This is a genomic window from Bradyrhizobium sp. G127, from assembly GCF_021502575.1.
Classification (GTDB): Bacteria; Pseudomonadota; Alphaproteobacteria; order Rhizobiales; family Xanthobacteraceae; genus Afipia.
Window position 1 is genome coordinate 824,050 of sequence record NZ_JAKFGN010000001.1, and the last position, 17,583, is coordinate 841,632.

At 62.3% G+C, this 17,583-nt stretch carries 20 protein-coding genes; 19 read left to right on the top strand and 1 reads right to left on the bottom strand.

Annotated features, from left to right (window positions below):
* Positions 1-168 precede the first annotated feature (168 nt).
* The 9 genes from LVY71_RS03945 (at position 169) to LVY71_RS03985 (ending at position 6,009) form a co-directional block, all read left to right on the top strand.
* On the top strand, positions 169-915 hold the full coding sequence (locus tag LVY71_RS03945) for a YebC/PmpR family DNA-binding transcriptional regulator (RefSeq protein WP_235098382.1): 747 nt from the start codon (positions 169-171) through the stop codon (positions 913-915).
* Between the two features lie 52 nt (positions 916-967).
* Positions 968-1,498 carry a crossover junction endodeoxyribonuclease RuvC gene (gene ruvC / locus LVY71_RS03950; RefSeq protein WP_235098384.1) on the top strand — a complete coding sequence of 177 codons (531 nt, stop codon included), beginning with the start codon at positions 968-970 and terminating at the stop codon, positions 1,496-1,498.
* 69 nt (positions 1,499-1,567) lie between these two features.
* The gene (locus LVY71_RS03955) at positions 1,568-2,191 is read left to right on the top strand and encodes a LysE family translocator (RefSeq protein ID WP_235098386.1); all 624 of its coding nucleotides are present in this window, start codon (positions 1,568-1,570) and stop codon (positions 2,189-2,191) included.
* 3 nt (positions 2,192-2,194) lie between these two features.
* Positions 2,195-2,812, top strand: a complete 618-nt coding sequence (ruvA, locus tag LVY71_RS03960; protein WP_235098388.1) for a Holliday junction branch migration protein RuvA — start codon at positions 2,195-2,197, stop codon at positions 2,810-2,812.
* Positions 2,809-3,336 carry a hypothetical protein gene (locus LVY71_RS03965; RefSeq protein ID WP_235098389.1) on the top strand — a complete coding sequence of 176 codons (528 nt, stop codon included), beginning with the start codon at positions 2,809-2,811 and terminating at the stop codon, positions 3,334-3,336. Before ruvA ends, LVY71_RS03965 begins: the two co-directional genes overlap by 4 nt.
* The gene (ruvB, locus tag LVY71_RS03970; RefSeq protein ID WP_235098391.1) at positions 3,333-4,373 is read left to right on the top strand and encodes a Holliday junction branch migration DNA helicase RuvB; all 1,041 of its coding nucleotides are present in this window, start codon (positions 3,333-3,335) and stop codon (positions 4,371-4,373) included. The genes LVY71_RS03965 and ruvB overlap by 4 nt, the downstream gene beginning before the upstream one ends.
* Positions 4,374-4,386: 13 nt before the next feature.
* Positions 4,387-4,830 (top strand): tol-pal system-associated acyl-CoA thioesterase, encoded by a 444-nt coding sequence (gene ybgC, locus LVY71_RS03975; RefSeq protein ID WP_235098393.1) that lies wholly within the window; start codon positions 4,387-4,389, stop codon positions 4,828-4,830.
* A gap of 98 nt (positions 4,831-4,928) precedes the next feature.
* Complete coding sequence (locus tag LVY71_RS03980) at positions 4,929-5,402, top strand: nuclear transport factor 2 family protein (RefSeq protein ID WP_235098395.1); 474 nt, start codon at positions 4,929-4,931, stop codon at positions 5,400-5,402.
* Positions 5,403-5,454: 52 nt separating this feature from the next.
* Entirely contained in the window at positions 5,455-6,009 is a 555-nt protein-coding gene (locus LVY71_RS03985) for a TetR/AcrR family transcriptional regulator (protein ID WP_235100011.1), read from the top strand.
* 54 nt (positions 6,010-6,063) lie between these two features.
* Here the strand turns inward: LVY71_RS03985 and LVY71_RS03990 are convergent, their stop codons facing one another.
* On the bottom strand, positions 6,064-6,708 hold the full coding sequence (locus LVY71_RS03990) for a glutathione S-transferase N-terminal domain-containing protein (protein ID WP_235098396.1): 645 nt from the start codon (positions 6,706-6,708) through the stop codon (positions 6,064-6,066).
* 87 nt (positions 6,709-6,795) lie between these two features.
* Here LVY71_RS03990 and LVY71_RS03995 point away from each other — a divergent pair, with 87 nt between their 5' ends.
* The 10 genes from LVY71_RS03995 (at position 6,796) to LVY71_RS04040 (ending at position 17,451) form a co-directional block, all read left to right on the top strand.
* Entirely contained in the window at positions 6,796-7,449 is a 654-nt protein-coding gene (locus tag LVY71_RS03995) for a TetR/AcrR family transcriptional regulator (RefSeq protein WP_235098398.1), read from the top strand.
* Between the two features lie 72 nt (positions 7,450-7,521).
* Entirely contained in the window at positions 7,522-8,190 is a 669-nt protein-coding gene (locus LVY71_RS04000) for a TetR/AcrR family transcriptional regulator (RefSeq protein ID WP_235098400.1), read from the top strand.
* Between the two features lie 104 nt (positions 8,191-8,294).
* Complete coding sequence (locus tag LVY71_RS04005) at positions 8,295-8,798, top strand: DUF2852 domain-containing protein (protein ID WP_235098402.1); 504 nt, start codon at positions 8,295-8,297, stop codon at positions 8,796-8,798.
* 283 nt (positions 8,799-9,081) lie between these two features.
* Complete coding sequence (locus tag LVY71_RS04010) at positions 9,082-10,068, top strand: Na+-dependent transporter (RefSeq protein ID WP_235098404.1); 987 nt, start codon at positions 9,082-9,084, stop codon at positions 10,066-10,068.
* Positions 10,069-10,401: 333 nt separating this feature from the next.
* Entirely contained in the window at positions 10,402-11,115 is a 714-nt protein-coding gene (gene tolQ, locus LVY71_RS04015; protein ID WP_235098406.1) for a protein TolQ, read from the top strand.
* Between the two features lie 37 nt (positions 11,116-11,152).
* On the top strand, positions 11,153-11,602 hold the full coding sequence (gene tolR / locus LVY71_RS04020) for a protein TolR (protein WP_235098408.1): 450 nt from the start codon (positions 11,153-11,155) through the stop codon (positions 11,600-11,602).
* A gap of 1 nt (position 11,603) precedes the next feature.
* A complete protein-coding gene (gene tolA / locus LVY71_RS04025) occupies positions 11,604-12,542 on the top strand; it encodes a cell envelope integrity protein TolA (RefSeq protein ID WP_235098411.1) in 939 nt (312 codons plus the stop codon).
* 134 nt (positions 12,543-12,676) lie between these two features.
* Positions 12,677-14,014 (top strand): Tol-Pal system beta propeller repeat protein TolB, encoded by a 1,338-nt coding sequence (gene tolB, locus LVY71_RS04030; RefSeq protein WP_235100012.1) that lies wholly within the window; start codon positions 12,677-12,679, stop codon positions 14,012-14,014.
* A gap of 181 nt (positions 14,015-14,195) precedes the next feature.
* Positions 14,196-16,520, top strand: a complete 2,325-nt coding sequence (locus LVY71_RS04035) for a putative bifunctional diguanylate cyclase/phosphodiesterase (protein WP_235098413.1) — start codon at positions 14,196-14,198, stop codon at positions 16,518-16,520.
* A gap of 184 nt (positions 16,521-16,704) precedes the next feature.
* Positions 16,705-17,451, top strand: coding sequence for an N-acyl amino acid synthase FeeM domain-containing protein (locus LVY71_RS04040; protein WP_235100013.1), 747 nt, complete (start codon positions 16,705-16,707; stop codon positions 17,449-17,451).
* Positions 17,452-17,583 lie beyond the last annotated feature (132 nt).

Here is a 17,583-nt window from a genome sequence, read left to right on the forward strand (position 1 = left end):
CTGGGCGGACCCACCGTTTCCCCTATCGATGTACCAAAAATCGGGCTTCTGCCTTTAAATTTGGCCGTTCCCGGCCTATAACGCCGCCCCGCCGGGTTGTTCCAAGAACGATGCCCGCGAATCACGAGACCCTGCAAATTCAGCACTGACGCCCGAGAGACCCCCCCGATGGCCGGACATTCCCAATTCAAGAACATCATGCACCGCAAGGGCAAACAGGATGCCATGCGGTCCAAGATGTTCGGCAAGCTGGCGCGGGAAATCACCGTCGCCGCCAAGCTCGGAACTCCGGACCCCGCCATGAACCCGCGCCTGCGCCTCGCGATTACCGCGGCGCGCGCGGAAAACGTGCCGAAGGACAATATCGAGCGCGCGATCAAGAAGGCCATCGGTAACGACGGCGAGAACTACGATGAGATGCGTTACGAGGGCTACGGCCCCGGTGGCGTCGCGGTGATCGTCGAGGCGCTGACCGATAACCGCAATCGCGCCGCCTCCGATATCCGCTCCTATTTTACCAAGTCGGGCGGCAACCTCGGCGAAACGGGTTCCGTTTCCTTCATGTTTGATCGCGTCGGGTTGATCGAATACGACGCCACGGTTGCGTCCGACGACGCCATGCTGGAAGCCGCGATCGAGGCTGGCGCGGATGATGTCGCGTCCAGCGAGGATGGACACGAGGTGTACGCCTCGCCGGACACGTTCCGTGACGTCGCCAAGGCGCTGGAAGCGAAGTTCGGCGAGCCGCGCAAGGCGGCGCTGGTGTGGAAGCCGCAGAACACCATCACGGTCGATGACGAGACCGGGGAAAAGCTGTTCAAGCTGCTCGACCTTCTCAACGAGCACGACGACGTCCAGAACGTCTATGCGAACTTCGAAGTGTCCGACGCGCTTGCGGCCAAGATGAACGCCTAAAGCCGGTGGTGCTCCGCTGGGCTTGCGACTCGCCCGGCGGTATCATGGCTTCATGACATCTTTGCCGATTCGCTCACCTGTCCGCATTTTGGGGATCGATCCGGGCCTTCGCCGGACCGGCTGGGGCGTGATCGACATCGATGGCAACCGGCTGATCTATGTCGGCTGTGGCTCGGTGGAGTCGCGCGAGGCCTCGCCGTTGGCAGAACGACTGCTCGCGATTCATGAGGGTCTCGTCCGCGTGCTCGGCGACTTCAAGCCTGCGGAGGCTGCGGTCGAGCAGACTTTCGTTAACAAGGACGGCGCGTCCACACTCAAGCTCGGTCAGGCGCGCGGCGTCGCCATGCTGGCGCCGGCGATGTTCGGAATTGCAGTCGCGGAGTATGCGCCGAACCAGGTCAAGAAGACGGTGGTCGGAGCGGGCCATGCCGACAAGAACCAGATTCGCGTCATGCTCGGGGTGCTGCTGCCGAAGGCCGATCCGCGGACGCCCGACGCTGCCGACGCATTAGCTATTGCGATTACCCATGCCCATCACCGCCAGAGTGCGATGCTGAAGCTGAAGGTTGCGGCAATCCGCTAAAGCGGTGCAGCCGTACGGGTGGCGGCGCGGCGCGTTCGGTGCGAAGATAGCGGCCACAAGGAATTTGGAATGACGATAACCGCACTGACGATCTTTGCCTTCGCCATCCTGGTGGCGGCGGCTTCGCCCGGTCCCGCGATCGCGGCGATTCTTGCGCGCGTGATCGGCCGCGGCACCGCAGGCGTGCCGGCCTTCATCGCCGGCATTGTGCTGGGCGATATCACCTGGCTGGCGATCGCGGTGCTGGGTCTGTCGTTCGTTGCGAACAGCTTTGAGATGATCTTTGCCGTCATCAAATATGCCGGTGCGGCCTACCTGCTGTTTATCGCGTATCGCCTCTGGACCGCTCCGGCGACACCGGTCGATGTGAATGCGGCCGATAATGTCGATGGCCAGCCGCTTCGCTCCTTTGTGGGCGGACTGTTGCTGACGCTCGGCAATCCCAAGACCATTGCGTTCTATGTCGCGCTGACCCCGACGCTCATTGACGTGTCGCGGGTCGATCTTGTCAGCTATGCCGAGCTTGCCGCCATCATTGCCGTGGTGCTCGTGTTCGTGCTCGGTGGATACGCACTGGCGGCGGCAAGGGCGCGCAAGATGTTTCGCAGTTCGCGGGCGATGAAGCTGCTCAACCGCGTCGGTGGTGGCGTGATGGCAGGTGCCGCAGCGGCCATCGCGACCCGGCAGGCATAACCCGTGATCGGAAAACTCAAAGGCCTGATCGATTCCTACGGTGAGGATTATGTGATCCTCGACGTGCAGGGCGTCGGCTATCAGGTGCATTGCTCGGCGCGAACGCTACAGGCGCTGCCGCCGCCGGGCGAGGCGGCGGTGCTCTCCATCGAGACCTATGTCCGCGAGGACCAGATCAAGCTGTTCGGTTTTCGCACCGACATGGAGCGCGAATGGTTCCGGCTGCTGCAAACCGTGCAGGGCGTCGGCGCGAAGGTGGCGCTTGCGGTGCTGAGCACACTGCCGCCGCAGGATCTCGCCAACGCCATTGCGCTGCGCGACAAGGCCTCGGTGGCGCGCACGCCGGGCGTCGGCCCGAAAGTCGCCGAGCGCATCGTCACCGAACTGAAAGATAAAACGCCGGCCTTCACCAATCTCGATCCGGCGGTGGTGCACCTGTCCGGCGCGCTCGATGACAACCGCGCGCCGCGTCCGGTCACCGATGCGATCTCGGCCTTGGTCAATCTCGGCTACGGTCAGCCGCAGGCGGCGGCAGCGATTGCCGCGGCTTCGCGAAGCGCAGGCGAAACCGCCGAGACGGCGCAGTTGATCCGGCTCGGTTTGAAGGAATTGTCGAAGTGACCGGTAGCGAGAGCGACGCATCGCGTGGCTTCAGGCGCGCCGGGAAATTTATCAGCATCGTCGCGATCTTCACCGTGGCCGGGCCGCTGACGATTGCTGGGATCGTGTTGTTGCTTGTCATCGTCCTTGGCGCGCCGTTGCTGCAACTGCTGCTCGCAGTGGCCGATATCGACGCGCTGCGCACCGTCGCGTCGTTCGCGGCATGGCTGCTGGCGGCGATCGCGATTCTTGCCTCGTTTCTGCCGTCGTTCGCGGCCGGAATCATTTTCGCATGGTCGGCGATCTACGCAGACCTCAATGCCATCTGGATGGCGTGGCTGGCGGCTTTCGCCGCCATTGCCGGTTTCGTGGCGTTCGGCATGTTCATCAGGCCGAGCGAATCCTCCGCGCTGATCCTGCCCAGCGTGCAGTCGGCCGCGCAGGCGATGTCGCTGTTTTCCATGCTGGCCGTTCTCGGGTTTCTCGCAGCCAGTTTCTGTTGGTGGCTTGCCCGCCCGCTGCATCGGGTTAAACATACGCCATGAACTCGCCCCGCATCGTCACCCCCGAGCGCCGCGCCGACGACATCGGCGATACCTCGCTGCGCCCGCAGAACCTGTCCGAATTCGTCGGCCAGCAGCAGGCTCGCGCCAATCTGCAGGTGTTCATCGATGCGGCGCGCAAGCGCAAGGAAGCGCTCGACCATGTGCTGTTCGTCGGACCGCCGGGTCTCGGCAAGACCACACTGGCGCAGATCGTGGCGCGCGAACTCGGCGTCGGCTTCCGCGCCACGTCAGGGCCGGTGATCGCCAAGGCTGGCGATCTTGCGGCATTGCTCACCAATCTCGAAGAGCGCGATGTACTGTTCATCGACGAGATTCATCGACTCAGTCCAGCGGTGGAAGAAGTGCTCTATCCGGCGATGGAGGATTTCCAACTCGACCTTATTATCGGCGAAGGTCCCGCGGCGCGCTCGGTGAAGATCGATCTGGCGAAGTTCACATTGGTGGGCGCGACCACGCGGGCAGGGCTGCTTACCAATCCGTTGCGTGATCGTTTCGGCATTCCGGTGCGGCTGAATTTCTACACCGAGGACGAACTGGAAAAGATCGTGACGCGTGGCGCGCGGGTGCTCAATATCGGCATGACGCCGGACGGGGCCAACGAAATCGCACGGCGCGCACGCGGCACGCCGCGCATCGCGGGCAGGCTGCTGCGCCGGGTGCGCGATTTTGCCTCCGCGGCGGACGCCGATGCCATCGACCGCAAGATCGCCGACAACGCGCTCGGCGCGCTGGAAGTGGACAAGGCCGGGCTCGATGCCATGGACCGGCGCTATCTGACCACCATTGCGATGAACTACGGTGGCGGGCCGGTGGGCGTAGAGACAATGGCCGCCGCGCTGTCCGAGCCGCGCGATGCCATCGAGGACATCATCGAGCCGTTTCTGATTCAGTGCGGTTACCTGCAACGCACGCCGCGCGGGCGGCTGCTGACATCGCATGCGTTCAAGCATCTCGGTCTTGCCGAGCCGTCGCGCGATCCGGCGCAGTTCGGCATGTTCGAGCAGGACGATGACTAGACAGGGTTTGGATATGCTCGACGGATCGATCCGCGACGGCCGGCATGTGATGCAGGTGCGCGTTTATTACGAAGACACCGATTTCACCGGCATCGTCTATCACGCCAATTATCTGCGCTTCATGGAGCGGGGACGTACCAATTATCTGCGGCTGCTCGGGGCCGATCAGCACGCGCTGTTTGCGGAAGCGCAGAACGAGGCGCCGGGTTTTGCCTTTGTCGTGCGTTCGATGCAGATCGAATATCTCAAGCCGGCGCGAATGGACGATGTGCTCGACATTGTGACAGTGCCCGCCGAGATCAGGGGCGCATCGATCACGCTGGCGCAGGAAGTCCGGCGCGGTGACGACATGCTGGTAGAGGCGCGGGTCAAGGTCGCATTCGTCTCCGGCGGTCGCGCCCGGCCGATCCCGAAGGCGCTGCGCCTCGCCATGAAGGCCGATCAGGACGCGGCCTGACTGCTCAAAGTTTATTCTTTCTGCAGCCGGCTTGATGCTTGACGATTTGTACTGGCTGGTACAAGTTTGTACTTGTCGGTACAAATTGGAGTTGCCTGATGTCTCGTCCGCCGCTGCCGCCGTTCACAAGAGAAACCGCCGCGCAGAAGGCGCGCATGGCGGAAGATGCCTGGAATTCACGCGATCCGGTCAAGGTGTCGCTGGCCTATACTGAGGACAGCATCTGGCGGAATCGCTCGGAGTTTTTTCGGGGTCGCGCCGCGATCGTGGAATTTCTCACCCGCAAATGGGCGAAGGAGCAGGACTATCGCCTGATCAAGGATCTGTGGGCATTCGACGGCAATTTCATCTCGGTGCGCTTCCAGTATGAATGGCATGACGGTGCCGGAAACTGGTTTCGCTCCTACGGCAACGAGAACTGGGAGTTCGACGAGAGCGGCCTGATGAAGCGCCGCGAAGCCAGCATCAACGATGTCGCGATCAAGGAACCGGAGCGGCGCTTCCATTGGCCCGCGCCGGGCCCGCGGCCCGCGGATTATCCGGGGTTGGCTCCGGTGCCGAAAGGTGGCTGAACGGAAACGGGTTGCGGTCCGTGAGCAGAAACTTGCGAACAAAGCGGCGTCCATGGGGGACGCCGGGCGCGAGGGACTTCTGACCGCGCTCGCGGAAGTGTTTCGCGGCCACGGCTATGAGGGTGCAACGCTTGCGCGGATTTCGGAAGCCACGGGCCTCGGCAAGGGCAGCCTCTACAATTTCTTTCCCGGCGGTAAGGAGCAGATGGCCGACGAGGTGCTGGCCTCCATCGACCGCTGGTTCGTCGATCACATCTACACGCCGCTGCGCGCGTCGGCCGATCCGGCGACAGGCATCGCCGCAATGTATGCCGCGACGGATGATTACTTCCGCTCCGGGCAACGTGTGTGTCTTGTCGGAGTCGTTGCGCTCGGTGCGTCGCGCGACATTTTCGCTGCCAAGGTGAAGACCTATTTCGTTGGCTGGGTCGATGCGCTGGCGGCGGCGCTGCGCCGTCTGGGCGACGAGAAGGGCGCGGCGCGGCGCAAGGCCGAACACGCGGTGCTGGAAATTCAGGGCGCGCTGGTGATCGCGCGCGCGTTCGATGATCCAAAGGTGTTTTCGCGTGCGCTCAAGGAATCGGAGCGTCGGCTATTTGAAAAATAGCGGCGACGCGAGGGGATGCGCCGCCGCTTTAAGTTGCCTTCAGGTCCGTGTCGGTTATGCTGCCGCCTTGTGGCGGGCGACTTCTGCCTTGAACAGCACAAGCTCTTCAGCCAGTGCTTTCGCCACGCTCGGCCGCGCTCGGAAGCGGGTCAGGTACGCGTTGATCGCCGCCCACTTCGCAAGATCGATTGCCGGCATTGCGGTGGTCCAGTTCAGCACGGTGCCGAGATAGGCGTCGGCCACGCTGAAATGATCGAGCAGGAATTCGCGGCCTTCCAGGTGTTTGTTCAGGACATCGAGCCGCGACAGGTATTTCTCCAGCACATAGGCTTTCATTTCTGCCGGCGCCTTCCGGTCGAGCAGCGGCAGGAACAGGCCCTTGTGCAGTTCGGTGCCGATGAAGCACAGCCACTGCTGCAACCGGCTGCGGTCGATGGTGTTGGCTGATCCGAGACCCGCATCCGGGAAACGGTCGGCGACATATTGCAAGATCGCGGCGTTCTCGGTGAGAATCGCGCCATCGTCGGTGCGGAGCGTCGGCACCAGGCCAAGCGGATTGATCGGCAGGAAGTCCGAATTGTCCTGCAGCACTTTCTTGAATTTGGGATCGACCTCCAGATAGCACGCGTCGGCGCCGATCTCGTAAAGCGCGATGCGGGTTGCCATCGAACAGGCCAATGGTGAGAAATAGAGATCCACGATGTGTCTCCTTGACCGAGTCCCGGCGTTCTTGATTTTTATACCGTTCCGCATAAATTAAATACGGTCAAGAGAATTATTTGCGATATGGTACAAAAAAAGAAAAGAACTGCTGCCGCGCCGCCAGCCGCGCCGAAGAAGCGCGGCCGTCCGCGCGCCTTCGAGCCGGATGCCGCGCTGGAAAAGGCGATGAACACGTTCAGGGATGGCGGTTTCGCCGCGACCTCGCTCGACGATCTCAGCCAGGCGATGGGCATCAACCGGCCGAGCCTTTACGGGACGTTCGGCGACAAGCGCGATCTGTTTCTCAAGGCCTACGAGCGGTATCGCGCCGAGATGGCGGAGAGATTTGCACCTGCCTTCGATCCGGCGCTGACGCTACGGCAGATGCTGGAAAAAATCTATGCTATCGCGCTCGATGTTTACCTCGCGGGCGAGAACGGACCGCGCGGCTGCTTCACGGTGATGACTGCGACATCGGAAGCAATGGCCGATGCGGAAATTCGCCCCCTGGTGCAGAGGGCGCTCGGCTCGACCCAACGGGCGCTCGCCCGGCGCTTTCAGGCGGCGGTGGAAAGCGGCGAGTTGCCGTCAACGGTAAATGTTCAGGTGCTGGCGCAGATCGGCGCCGCGACGGTGGAGGCCCTGGCGATTCGGTCGCGGGCCCGTGTGCCGCGTGCCGACCTGGAGGCCATCGCTGCAGGCACAATCGATCTGATCTGTGGGCCTAAAGCGCGTTAAGAGCGTTCTGCGGCGCTAGTGACGCCCGCTGGCAACTCATGTAAAAGAACTTTACATGAGCAAGATCGACAGATGAGCTGGCACAAGAACCGCGGCCGCCGCGAAGGCGGCTATCATCACGGCAACCTGAAAGAAGCGCTGGTGCAGGCCGCGCTCGATCTGATTGCCGCGAAGGGGCCGGGCGGCTTCACCTTCGCCGAGGCGGCGCGTTCGGCGGGCGTCAGTCCGGCGGCTCCCTATCGCCATTTCCGCGACCGAGATGAATTGCTGGCGAGCATCGCACAGCAGGGCTTCGAGCAGTTCGAGGCGCAACTTACCGCCGCGTGGGACGATGGTCGCCCCGATACGCCAACAGCGTTTCAGCGGGTCGGCAAAGCCTATCTCGCCTTCGCGCGCGAAAATCCCGCTTATTATTCGGCGATGTTTGAATCGGGCATTCCGCTGGAGAGCAATCCGGCTCTGCTGCTCGCTGGTGAGCGCGCTTTTGCAGTCATTCGCGCCGCTTCCGAGCGGCTGGTGGCGATGGCGCCGCCCCATGTGCCGCGCCCGCCGGCCCTCATGATGGCCCTCCATATCTGGTCGATGTCCCACGGCATCGCGTCGCTGTTCGGGCGTGGCGACGCGTCGCGTCGCAAGCTGCCAATGTCGCCGGAAGACCTGCTGGAAGCTGGCGTGCTGATCTACCTGAAAGGTCTCGGGTTCCCGACCGACCAGCGGCCGCCGTCCACGCCTCCGAAATAATTTCGGGCCTGCGACACCCACTCCGCTTGACAAAAACGTTGGATGATTTATCTATGTAAATGTTATTTACATTCACGGAAGCGTGAAACCCTAGGAGGACGCCAATGGCGAACACCGCAGAAACTGCACAGCTCGACCGATGGGGCCGCCCTGCCTGGGCCGGACCGCATCACGACAACTTCGAATCGCGGCACGACTGGCGGCCGGGCTTTCATCCCGGACGCATCATTCTGATCGTCGCCGGTTTCATCATCTGGTGGCCGCTCGGTCTGGCCGCTCTCGCTTATTCATTCTGGAGCAGAAAAATGGGTTGCTGGTCTCACGATCGTCACGGCCGTTTTGCCGACAAGATGGAGCGTATGCAGTGGAAGATGGAGCGGATGCGCAGCCGCATGGAGGGCCGCGGGTTCTATGGGCCGTCGAGCGGCAACCGTGCCTTCGACGACTACCGCATGGAGACGCTGCGCCGTCTCGAGGAAGAGCAGACCGAGTTCAAGGACTTTCTCGACCGCCTGCGTCACGCCAAGGACAAGGAAGAGTTCGACGCCTTCATGGCGCAGCACAAGCAGCGCCCGACGCCGCCGAACGATCAGCCGCAGCAGGGATAACGCCCCCGTCTCCCTCAGTGGCTCGCGAAGCCGCCCGCCTGTCGAACAGGCGGGCGGTTTTGTTTTATGCGCAGATCGCCTCGTCAGTTGGCCGTAGTCTTTGCCGTTGCCATCGCAGGCCGGATGCGTATCAATGAGGCATGATCGAGCGCGTGACCTCACTTCGCCGCCGCTGGTGGCGATCCGTTTCCTGCAACGGCAGATGGTAAGCCGGTCCTCGCGTTAGCGCTGGTCCGCCCGTCGCTTCTTCTCCCGCTTTCTCTCGCGCTTTCCGAAAGACGTCATGCCTGCAAATCCGCAGACTTCGTTGCCGCTGCCCGTGGCAGCGCTCGCGTGGCTCGGCCGGCAAGGCACCCGCGCCATCGCCGCGCTGGTTTTTATCGGCATTGCCATTCCGCCGCTTGGCGCGCTGCTCAAGCCCTGGGTGACCGAGGCGGTCTTCGTTCTGCTCGTGATTTCGTTCATGCGTGTGGACGTCGCCGCCATGCGCGGGTACCTCGCGCGCCCGATGCTTGTGATAGCCGCGACGGTGTGGAGCGCGCTCATTGTGCCGCTGCTGTTCGGCATCGGCAGCGTGGTGACGGGGTTCGACAAGGCGTCGCCCGATCTGTTTCTCGGGCTGATGCTGCAAGCTGTCGCTTCCCCGATGATGGCGTCGCCCGCGCTGGTGGCGCTGATGGGGCTGGATTCGACACTGGTGCTGATCACGCTGGTGACCAGCACGGCGCTGGTGCCGCTCAGCGCGCCGCTGTTTGCCTATGTGTTCCTTGGCGGCACGTTGACACTTTCACCGCTGGCGTTAGGCGTGAAACTGTTCGCCATCCTCGCGGGAGCGATCCTCGCCGCCGCCGTGATCCGCCGCCTTGCCGGCGTGGACGCGATCACGCGCCACAGGCAGGCGATCGACGGCTTCAATATTCTGGTGCTCTTGGTGTTCGTCAGCGCGGTGATGGGCACGGTGGGCGCGAGCTTCTGGGCCGATCCGGTCGGCGTGCTTCTCCTGACCGGACTCGCCTTTGTGATCTTCGCAATTCTGCTGGGCGCAACCGCGCTGATGTTCCGGAAAGCCGGGCAGGAGCGCGCGCTGGCGCTCGGGCTGATGGCGTCCCAGCGCAACATGGGCCTGATGCTGGCCGGGACCGACGGCGTGCTGCCGGGGCTGACCTGGCTTTATTTCGCGCTGGCTCAGTTCCCGATTTACCTGTCGCCGCAACTGCTCAAGTCGCTGGTCCGGCGGCTGCGGGAACTTCCCGGCCCTAGCCGGGGATGACGCTAACCGGTCGCCGCCGTGTCACAGGCCCCGGCTACCAAAGCCATATTCCGGTCTGGAAGCGCACGCGGTAACTCCGCCTTAACCATGATTAGCGTTTGGTTATATGGGCTAAAGTGGCACCGGCAGCCCTCGTTTTGACACGTTAGCAGGGGATTCAGGACCCGGCCTTGGACGGGTTCCTTGGGACAGGCCACCCCACGCGACACGAGACCGGAACGGGGCGATCGGCAGCGTCGGCGTTTTCGCTGCGGCGGTCGCTTGGCCGATGGCCGTGACCATACGGCGGTCGCGCGTGAATTTTGGGACAATCGCCTTGAGAGGATACCGATCATGAATCCAGCAGACGTGGCGCAGTCGGCGTTGCCCTTGGCCTCCGCTGACGTGTCGCTGATCTCGCTGTTCTGGCATGCCCATTTCGTCGTCAAAACGATCATGCTCGGACTGCTGGCCTGCTCGGTATGGGTCTGGGCCATCGCCATCGACAAGATGATCCTTTATTCGCGCACCAAAAAGGCAATGGACCGCTTCGAGCAGGCATTCTGGTCGGGTCAGTCTATTGACGAGCTGTATCGCGCGTTGGCTGCGAAGCCGACGCAATCGATGGCGGCGCTGTTCGTCGCGGCGATGCGCGAGTGGAAGCGGTCCTTTGAGAGCCATTCCCGGTCCTTCGCCGGCCTTCAGATGCGGATCGACAAGGTGATGAGCGTGTCGATCGCCCGCGAGGTCGAGCGGCTGGACCGCCGGCTGCTGGTCCTGGCGACGGTGGGATCGGCCAGCCCTTTCGTGGGCCTGTTCGGCACGGTCTGGGGCATCATGTCGAGCTTCCAGTCCATTGCAGCGTCCAAGAATACCTCGCTGGCGGTGGTGGCTCCGGGTATCGCGGAAGCCCTATTTGCCACCGCCATCGGCCTGATCGCCGCAATTCCGGCGACAATTTTCTACAATAAGTTCACCTCAGAGGTGAACCGGCAGGCCCAGCGGCTTGAGGGTTTCGCCGACGAGTTCTCGGCGATCCTGTCGCGCCAGATCGACGAGCGCGCGTGAACTGCAACTACTTGATCTCGACTTCGGGGAACCGGTTATGGGCATGAACATGGGAGGCGGGTCGTCCGGCGGTCGTGGCCGTTATCGCCGCGCCAACGTCATGGCCGAGATCAACGTCACCCCGATGGTTGACGTGATGCTGGTGCTGCTCATCATCTTCATGGTGTCGGCGCCGTTGCTCACCGTGGGCGTGCCGCTCGATCTGCCGCAGACGGCGGCCAAGAGCCTCGATCAGGACAAGGAGCCGCTGACACTGTCCGTCCAGCTCAACGGCAAGGTCTTTCTCAACAATACCGAGATCAAGGTCGATGAACTGGTGCCGAAATTGAAGGCAATCACCGAAGCGCGCGGCGGCATGGACGAGCGTATCTTTGTGCGCGGCGATACGAAGGTGGATTACGGTACGGTGATGCGCGTGATGGGACGTCTGTCCGCCGCAGGCTTCAAGCGCGTTGCTCTGGTGACCGAGGTCGAGCAGGGAACCTGACGTGAAAATCGACAAGACCATCGCAGCGTCTGTCGCTTTACATGCCCTGGTGATCGGCTGGGGCATGGTGTCGTTCTCGACCCGGGCCTTCGAGTCGCTGCCGGAGGATTCCGTCCCGGTCGATATCATTTCCGCAGATCAGTTCGCCAAGGCCATGTCCGGCATGAAAACCGGCAAGAAGGAAAATCCGAAGCCGCTGGTAGAGAAGGTCGCCGAGGCCAAGCCACCGGTGGACGACGCGGTCGGCAAGATCGACGACAAGAAGGCGCCGGTGGTCACCGAGGCTGCGCCTCCGCCGACGCCCAAGCCCGAGGAAAAGCCGGTCGAGAAGAAGCCCGATCCGCCGAAGCCTGTCGTAGAGAACAAGCCGAAGGAAGAGCAGAAACCTGCGGAGAAAAAGCCGGATCAGGCCAAGGTCGATCCGATCGCGGAAGCCTTGAAGAAGGAGGAGGCGAAGAAGCCTCCGAAGCCACAGCAGGTCAAGGCCTCGACGCCCCCACCGGACAAGCAGAAAGCCGAACGCGTGTTCGACCAGTCGAAGATCGCGGCGCTGCTCGACAAACGCGATCCGTCGCGCGCATCCATCACTGGCGCTGCGATCAACTCGCAGGCATCGCTGGGAACGGCGCGCGGGACCGCCGCCGACAATTCGGCGACATGGGGGGCGATGTTCCGCCAACAGGTCGAGCGTTGCTGGAAGAAGCCTTATGGCGGTGTCGAGGCGCAAAAGGTCGAGGCGGTCTTCACCATCAAGCTGAAGCGTGACGGCACGCTCGAAACCATGCCGGTGCCGCTGCCGGGCCAGTCGACTCCGTATTTCCGCGTTTATCAGGAGAGCGCGCAGCGCGCGATCATCGAGTGTCAGCCTTATAACCTGCCCGCGGCTTATTTCGACGAATGGAAATTCTTCGAGCCGGCCTTTACCGAAAAGTTTTCGTGACGGCGTGATCCCGAAAAGCGGAAACCGGCTTTTGGATGGGATCCTGCCCTGCATACTAGAAACGGCGTCATCGCCAGAATGAAGTTTGGATGAGCATGCGAGATCACGACGAGTTGCAGGCCCGGTTGCTGGCGATGAGCGCGACGACCAATCTGAAATTTTCTCGCCGGCAGGTGATGTCGGGAGCGGCCGCCGCCGGACTGCTGCTGGCGACACCCGTCAGCAAAGCCTTGGCGCAGGCGCGCGTGACCGTCACCGAAGGCAATTTCCAGCCGATCCCGATCGCTATCCCGAATTTCGTTCCCGGCACGCAAGGCGACGGCGAGGTGGCTGCCGGCATCGCGCAAGTCATCACCAACAATCTGCGGCGCAGCGGACTGTTCGCGCCAATCGATCAGGCGGCCTTCATCGAGCGCATTTCCAATATCGACGTGCCGCCGCAGTTCGCGAACTGGCGGCAGATCAACGCCCAGGCGCTTGTGACCGGCCGCGCCACCCGGCAGGGCGACGGCCGCCTCAAGGCCGAGTTTCGCCTTTGGGACGTGCCCCAGGCGCAGCAGTTGACGGGCCAGCAGTATTTCACCTCGCCGGAATCGTGGCGGCGCATCGCGCACATCATCTCAGACCAAATCTATGAGCGCCTCACCGGGGAAAAAGGCTATTTCGACAGCCGCGTGGTATTCGTCGACGAGACCGGTCCGAAGGAACGCCGCGTGAAGCGGCTCGCGATGATGGATCAGGACGGCGCCAATGTGCGCTACCTGACGCGCGGCGCGGACCTCGTCATCACGCCGCGGTTCTCGCCATCCACGCAGGAAATCACCTACATGGAATATGGTCAGGGCGATCCGCGGGTCTATCTGTTCAATGTTGAGACCGGGCAGCGTGAGATCGTCGGCAATTTCCCCGGCATGTCGTTTTCGCCGCGGTTCTCGCCCGATGGACAGCGTATCATCATGAGCTTGCAGCAGGGCGGCAACTCGAACCTGTTCGTGATGGACCTGCGCTCGAAGTCGACCACGCGTCTCACGGATACGCCGGCCATCGACACCTCGCCGTCCTATGCGCCGGATGGCGGCCGGATCTGTTTCGAATCCGATCGTGGCGGCAAGCCGCAGATCTACGTGATGGGCGCGGGCGGCGGCGCGGCGCAGCGCATCTCGTTCGGCGAAGGCAGCTATTCGACTCCGGTCTGGTCGCCACGTGGCGACTACATCGCCTTCACCAAGCAGGGCGGCGGACAGTTCGCCATCGGCATCATGAAGCCGGACGGCTCGGGCGAGCGCATTCTCACTTCAGGCTTCCACAATGAAGGGCCGACCTTCGCGCCGAACGGTCGCGTCGTGATGTTTTTCCGCGAGGGGGGAGGCGGACCGTCGCTGTTCACGGTGGATATTTCCGGCCGCAATGAACAGAAGGTGCCGACGCCGGGCTTTGCCTCCGATCCGGCGTGGTCGCCGCTGCTATCGTAAACGAGACGTTAGCGGCGGTTCTGCACCAGTAGCGTACCCGGCAATCCTTACCTAGCGTGCTGAATTCACGGGCATATTTTCTGCCGTCATGAGCGGGTCAAGGAATCGTTAACGATGTTCGCTCAGAAAGACTTCATCAGCGGCGGGTAATGCTGGGCGTCCAAAGGACGTGCGCGCGCCCATGCAATTGCTTCATCGGAAGAAGAGCCAAAACGAAGAGACTCTGTCGCCGTCGATCTACGCGGCGCTGGTCGATTCGATGTGCCAGAATTCCTTCGCGATGCTGTTCGGGGCCATCTGTGCGGCTGCCGCGGCTTTGATGACGGCGCTCAAGACCGGCTACGCTCCGATCTGGCCGTGCGCGCTTTTGATCATCACCATCGGTATCGCGCGCGCGATCCAGATGCGCAAATACGAGAAGCGCACCACGGTTCTCACCCCCGAACAGGCTGCCGATTTCGAGCCGCGTTACATGGTCGGCGCGATGCTTTACGCCGGGGTGCTCGGTCTCTGGTGCGCGCTGGTGCTGCTCGGCACCGACGATCCGATCGCCCACATGCTCTGCACGACGGTGACCATCGCCTATACCGGCGGCGGTGCCGCGCGCAACTACGGCCGTCCGCGCATTGTCCAGCTTCACATCCTGCTGTCCTGCGGGCCGATGTCTGTGGCGCTCGCCGTGCACGGCGATCCCTACCATCTCGGGCTGGCGGGACTGCTGGTGCTGTTCTTTTTCGGGTTGAAGGACATCAACCTGAGCCTGCATTCGATTTTCGTCAAAGCGCTGCTTGCCAACGAGCGCGAGGCGTCGATCGCCGCGCAGTTCGATACCGCGCTGAACAACATGCCCAACGGCCTCTACATGATCAACCCGGATGGCAACATCGTGGTGGTCAATCGGGCCTTCACCGACATGATGAAACTGAACAGGGATTTGACTCACGGCGATGTGACGGTTCGCGATATCGTATCGGATGCGGTTGCGGCGAACACGCTTTCGGTGGCGAGCGGCAAGACCATCATGGCGGAAGTCGAGGCATCGCGCGCCGGGGAGATCGTCACGATCGACGCGAGCGGTTCCGGCGAGCGCGCGTTGTCCTGGACCTTCCAACCGATGGAGGGCGGCGGCACCGTCGTTCTGGTGGACGACATCACCGAGCGCCGCAACGCTGAGGCCAAGATCAGCCATATGGCGCGCGTCGACGAACTGACGGGACTGCCCAATCGCGTCAGCTTCCGCGATGAGATCGAGAAGCTGCTGGCAGCGCCGTTTGGCGACGCGCCGCTGTCGGCATTGCTCTTCATCGATCTCGATCAGTTCAAGCAGGTCAACGATACGCTCGGCCATCCCAGCGGCGACAAGCTGCTTTGCGCGGTCACGGCGCGGCTGCGCCGGTTGCTGCGTCCGCAGGATTTTGTCGCGCGCTTCGGCGGCGACGAATTCATCGTGTTCCAGCGCGGGATCCATTCCGCCGAGGATGCCGCCTCTCTGGCGCGCCGGATTGTCGATCGCCTAAGCGAACGCTACGAGATCGATCAGCATCTGGTCGAGATCGGCGCCAGCATCGGCATCGCTCTCACCTCGCCAAACGTCTCTGTCGACGTCCTGCTGAAGAATGCCGACATGGCGCTTTATCGCGCCAAGGCCGACGGCCGCGGCACTTTCTGCTTCTTCCGAGAGGAAATGGCGCACACCGTCGAAGCGCGGCGCGTGCTCGAACTCGATCTGCGCCATGCGCTCGCGCATGAGGAATTCGAATTGTACTACCAACCGCTGGTCAATCTGAAGTCGGGACGGATTTCGACTTGCGAAGCGCTGCTGCGCTGGAATCATCCGACGCGCGGATCGGTATCGCCGGCCGACATCATTCCGGTCGTCGAAGACATGGGTCTCGTTGTCGACCTGGGGCGCTGGATTCTGCGCAAGGCCTGCATGGAATGCATGAAATGGCCGGAGGCGGTCAGCGTTGCGGTGAATTTCTCGCCGCAGCAATTCCATCAGCGCGACGTCATGACCGAAGTCCGCTACGCGCTTGAAGTGTCGGGTCTGCCCGCGAACCGGCTGGAAATCGAGATCACCGAATCCTCGCTGTTACGCAACACGCAGTGGACGCTCGACGTGCTGGCACAACTGCGCGAGGCGGGCGTCCGCATCTCGCTCGACGATTTCGGCACCGGCTATTCGAGCCTGAGCTATCTCCACAACTTCCCGCTTCAGAAGGTGAAGATCGATCGCTCCTTCCTTGAAGATATCAACACCCAGCGGCCGCTGACGCTGCTGCGCGGCGTCGCGCGCCTGAGCGCCGACCTCGGCATGACCGTCGTCGTCGAAGGTATCGAGACCAACGAGCAACTCGAACTGATTAGCGCCGAAGGGACGATCACCGAAGCGCAAGGCTATCTGTTCAGCCGGCCCGTTCCGGCGACGCGTGTGCGCGAACTGCTGAAAGCCTCGCACGCGTCCGCCACGAAGACCGTTGTGCCCCTCCGTCAGACGCAGCGCTAAGGCGCGCGCCGCCGATAGCCCACCTTCAAATTCAGGCAACGCTGCCATGCTTCCGATGTGGAAGAATATTGCAGATTCGGCATCGGGGTTAAGGTTAATTCCGGCTACACTTTGCTCTGGGGTTAAGAAACCATTAACCTCTAAAATAGTGGCGCAGGCGTTTCCGGTCGGTCGGAGCAGCAATATGATCTCAGCAGTGCAAACGTCCGGTCGTTCGTCCGAACGCAGCAGATTTCCTCTCGATGCGGTGGACTACAGGCTGGCTGAAACGCCTGCTGACCGGGAAGAAATCTACCGGTTGCGCTATCGCGCATATCGTGAAGAGGGAGCTGTCGCCCCAAACCCGAGCGAAATGGTCCACGACCGCTATGACGACATGCCGAACTCCTGGGTCTTCGGAGTTTATTTCGACGGGGTGCTGATGAGTTCGCTCCGCATCACGGTGGCTTCGCCGGAGATGCCGGATTGTCCGTCGCTCGATGTGTTTCCGGACTTGATCAGGCCTCAACTCGCCGAGGGCAAGGTTCTGGTGGACCCGACGCGCTTCGTCGCAGACCCGGATCGCGAGACGCGTTTTCCCGAACTGCCTTACATGACGCTTCGGCTCGCTTATGTTGCCTGCGAATACTTCGAAGCCGATGTCGGACTTGCGAGCGTTCGTTCGGAGCATCAGGCGTTCTACCGCCGGGTATTTCTGCACAAGCCGATCAGCGGGCCTCGTGAATATCCCGGGCTGATTAAGCCAATTTGCCTGATGGCGGTGGATTATCCCGCGATGCGCGATCGGGTGTTCGAGCGCTATCCGTATTTCCGCTCCAGCTTCTTCGAGCGCCGCAAACTGTTCGAGCGAAGCCAGCAGCAGCCGGACTCAACCGTCGTGACCCTGCCGGAGTTTCCGTTCAAGAACGCAACTATCGCCCCGCGGTCCTGAGGCGAGTCCCGCCGGGCGGCGGGTGGGCGATACAGAATTTTCCTCAAAATGAAGGGCTCCAGCCAGCTGCGGGGCCCTTTTTGCTTGGCACATTCACCATCGCGCCATATTCATACCGCATTAACCATTCGT

Bases quoted from the DNA above. Each gene is read 5' to 3' on its own strand.
- tolB (WP_235100012.1), top strand. From the start codon at position 12,677: ATGAGCGCGACGACCAATCTGAAATTTTCTCGCCGGCAGGTGATGTCG.
- LVY71_RS04035 (WP_235098413.1), top strand. From the start codon at position 14,196: ATGCAATTGCTTCATCGGAAGAAGAGCCAAAACGAAGAGACTCTGTCG.
- tolR (WP_235098408.1), top strand. From the start codon at position 11,153: ATGGGCATGAACATGGGAGGCGGGTCGTCCGGCGGTCGTGGCCGTTAT.
- LVY71_RS04000 (WP_235098400.1), top strand. From the start codon at position 7,522: ATGAGCTGGCACAAGAACCGCGGCCGCCGCGAAGGCGGCTATCATCAC.
- LVY71_RS04010 (WP_235098404.1), top strand. From the start codon at position 9,082: ATGCCTGCAAATCCGCAGACTTCGTTGCCGCTGCCCGTGGCAGCGCTC.
- tolQ (WP_235098406.1), top strand. From the start codon at position 10,402: ATGAATCCAGCAGACGTGGCGCAGTCGGCGTTGCCCTTGGCCTCCGCT.
- ruvB (WP_235098391.1), top strand. From the start codon at position 3,333: ATGAACTCGCCCCGCATCGTCACCCCCGAGCGCCGCGCCGACGACATC.
- LVY71_RS04040 (WP_235100013.1), top strand. From the start codon at position 16,705: ATGATCTCAGCAGTGCAAACGTCCGGTCGTTCGTCCGAACGCAGCAGA.
- LVY71_RS03985 (WP_235100011.1), top strand. From the start codon at position 5,455: ATGGGGGACGCCGGGCGCGAGGGACTTCTGACCGCGCTCGCGGAAGTG.
- ruvC (WP_235098384.1), top strand. From the start codon at position 968: ATGACATCTTTGCCGATTCGCTCACCTGTCCGCATTTTGGGGATCGAT.
- LVY71_RS03980 (WP_235098395.1), top strand. From the start codon at position 4,929: ATGTCTCGTCCGCCGCTGCCGCCGTTCACAAGAGAAACCGCCGCGCAG.
- LVY71_RS04005 (WP_235098402.1), top strand. From the start codon at position 8,295: ATGGCGAACACCGCAGAAACTGCACAGCTCGACCGATGGGGCCGCCCT.
- LVY71_RS03995 (WP_235098398.1), top strand. From the start codon at position 6,796: ATGGTACAAAAAAAGAAAAGAACTGCTGCCGCGCCGCCAGCCGCGCCG.
- ybgC (WP_235098393.1), top strand. From the start codon at position 4,387: ATGCTCGACGGATCGATCCGCGACGGCCGGCATGTGATGCAGGTGCGC.
- LVY71_RS03945 (WP_235098382.1), top strand. From the start codon at position 169: ATGGCCGGACATTCCCAATTCAAGAACATCATGCACCGCAAGGGCAAA.
- LVY71_RS03955 (WP_235098386.1), top strand. From the start codon at position 1,568: ATGACGATAACCGCACTGACGATCTTTGCCTTCGCCATCCTGGTGGCG.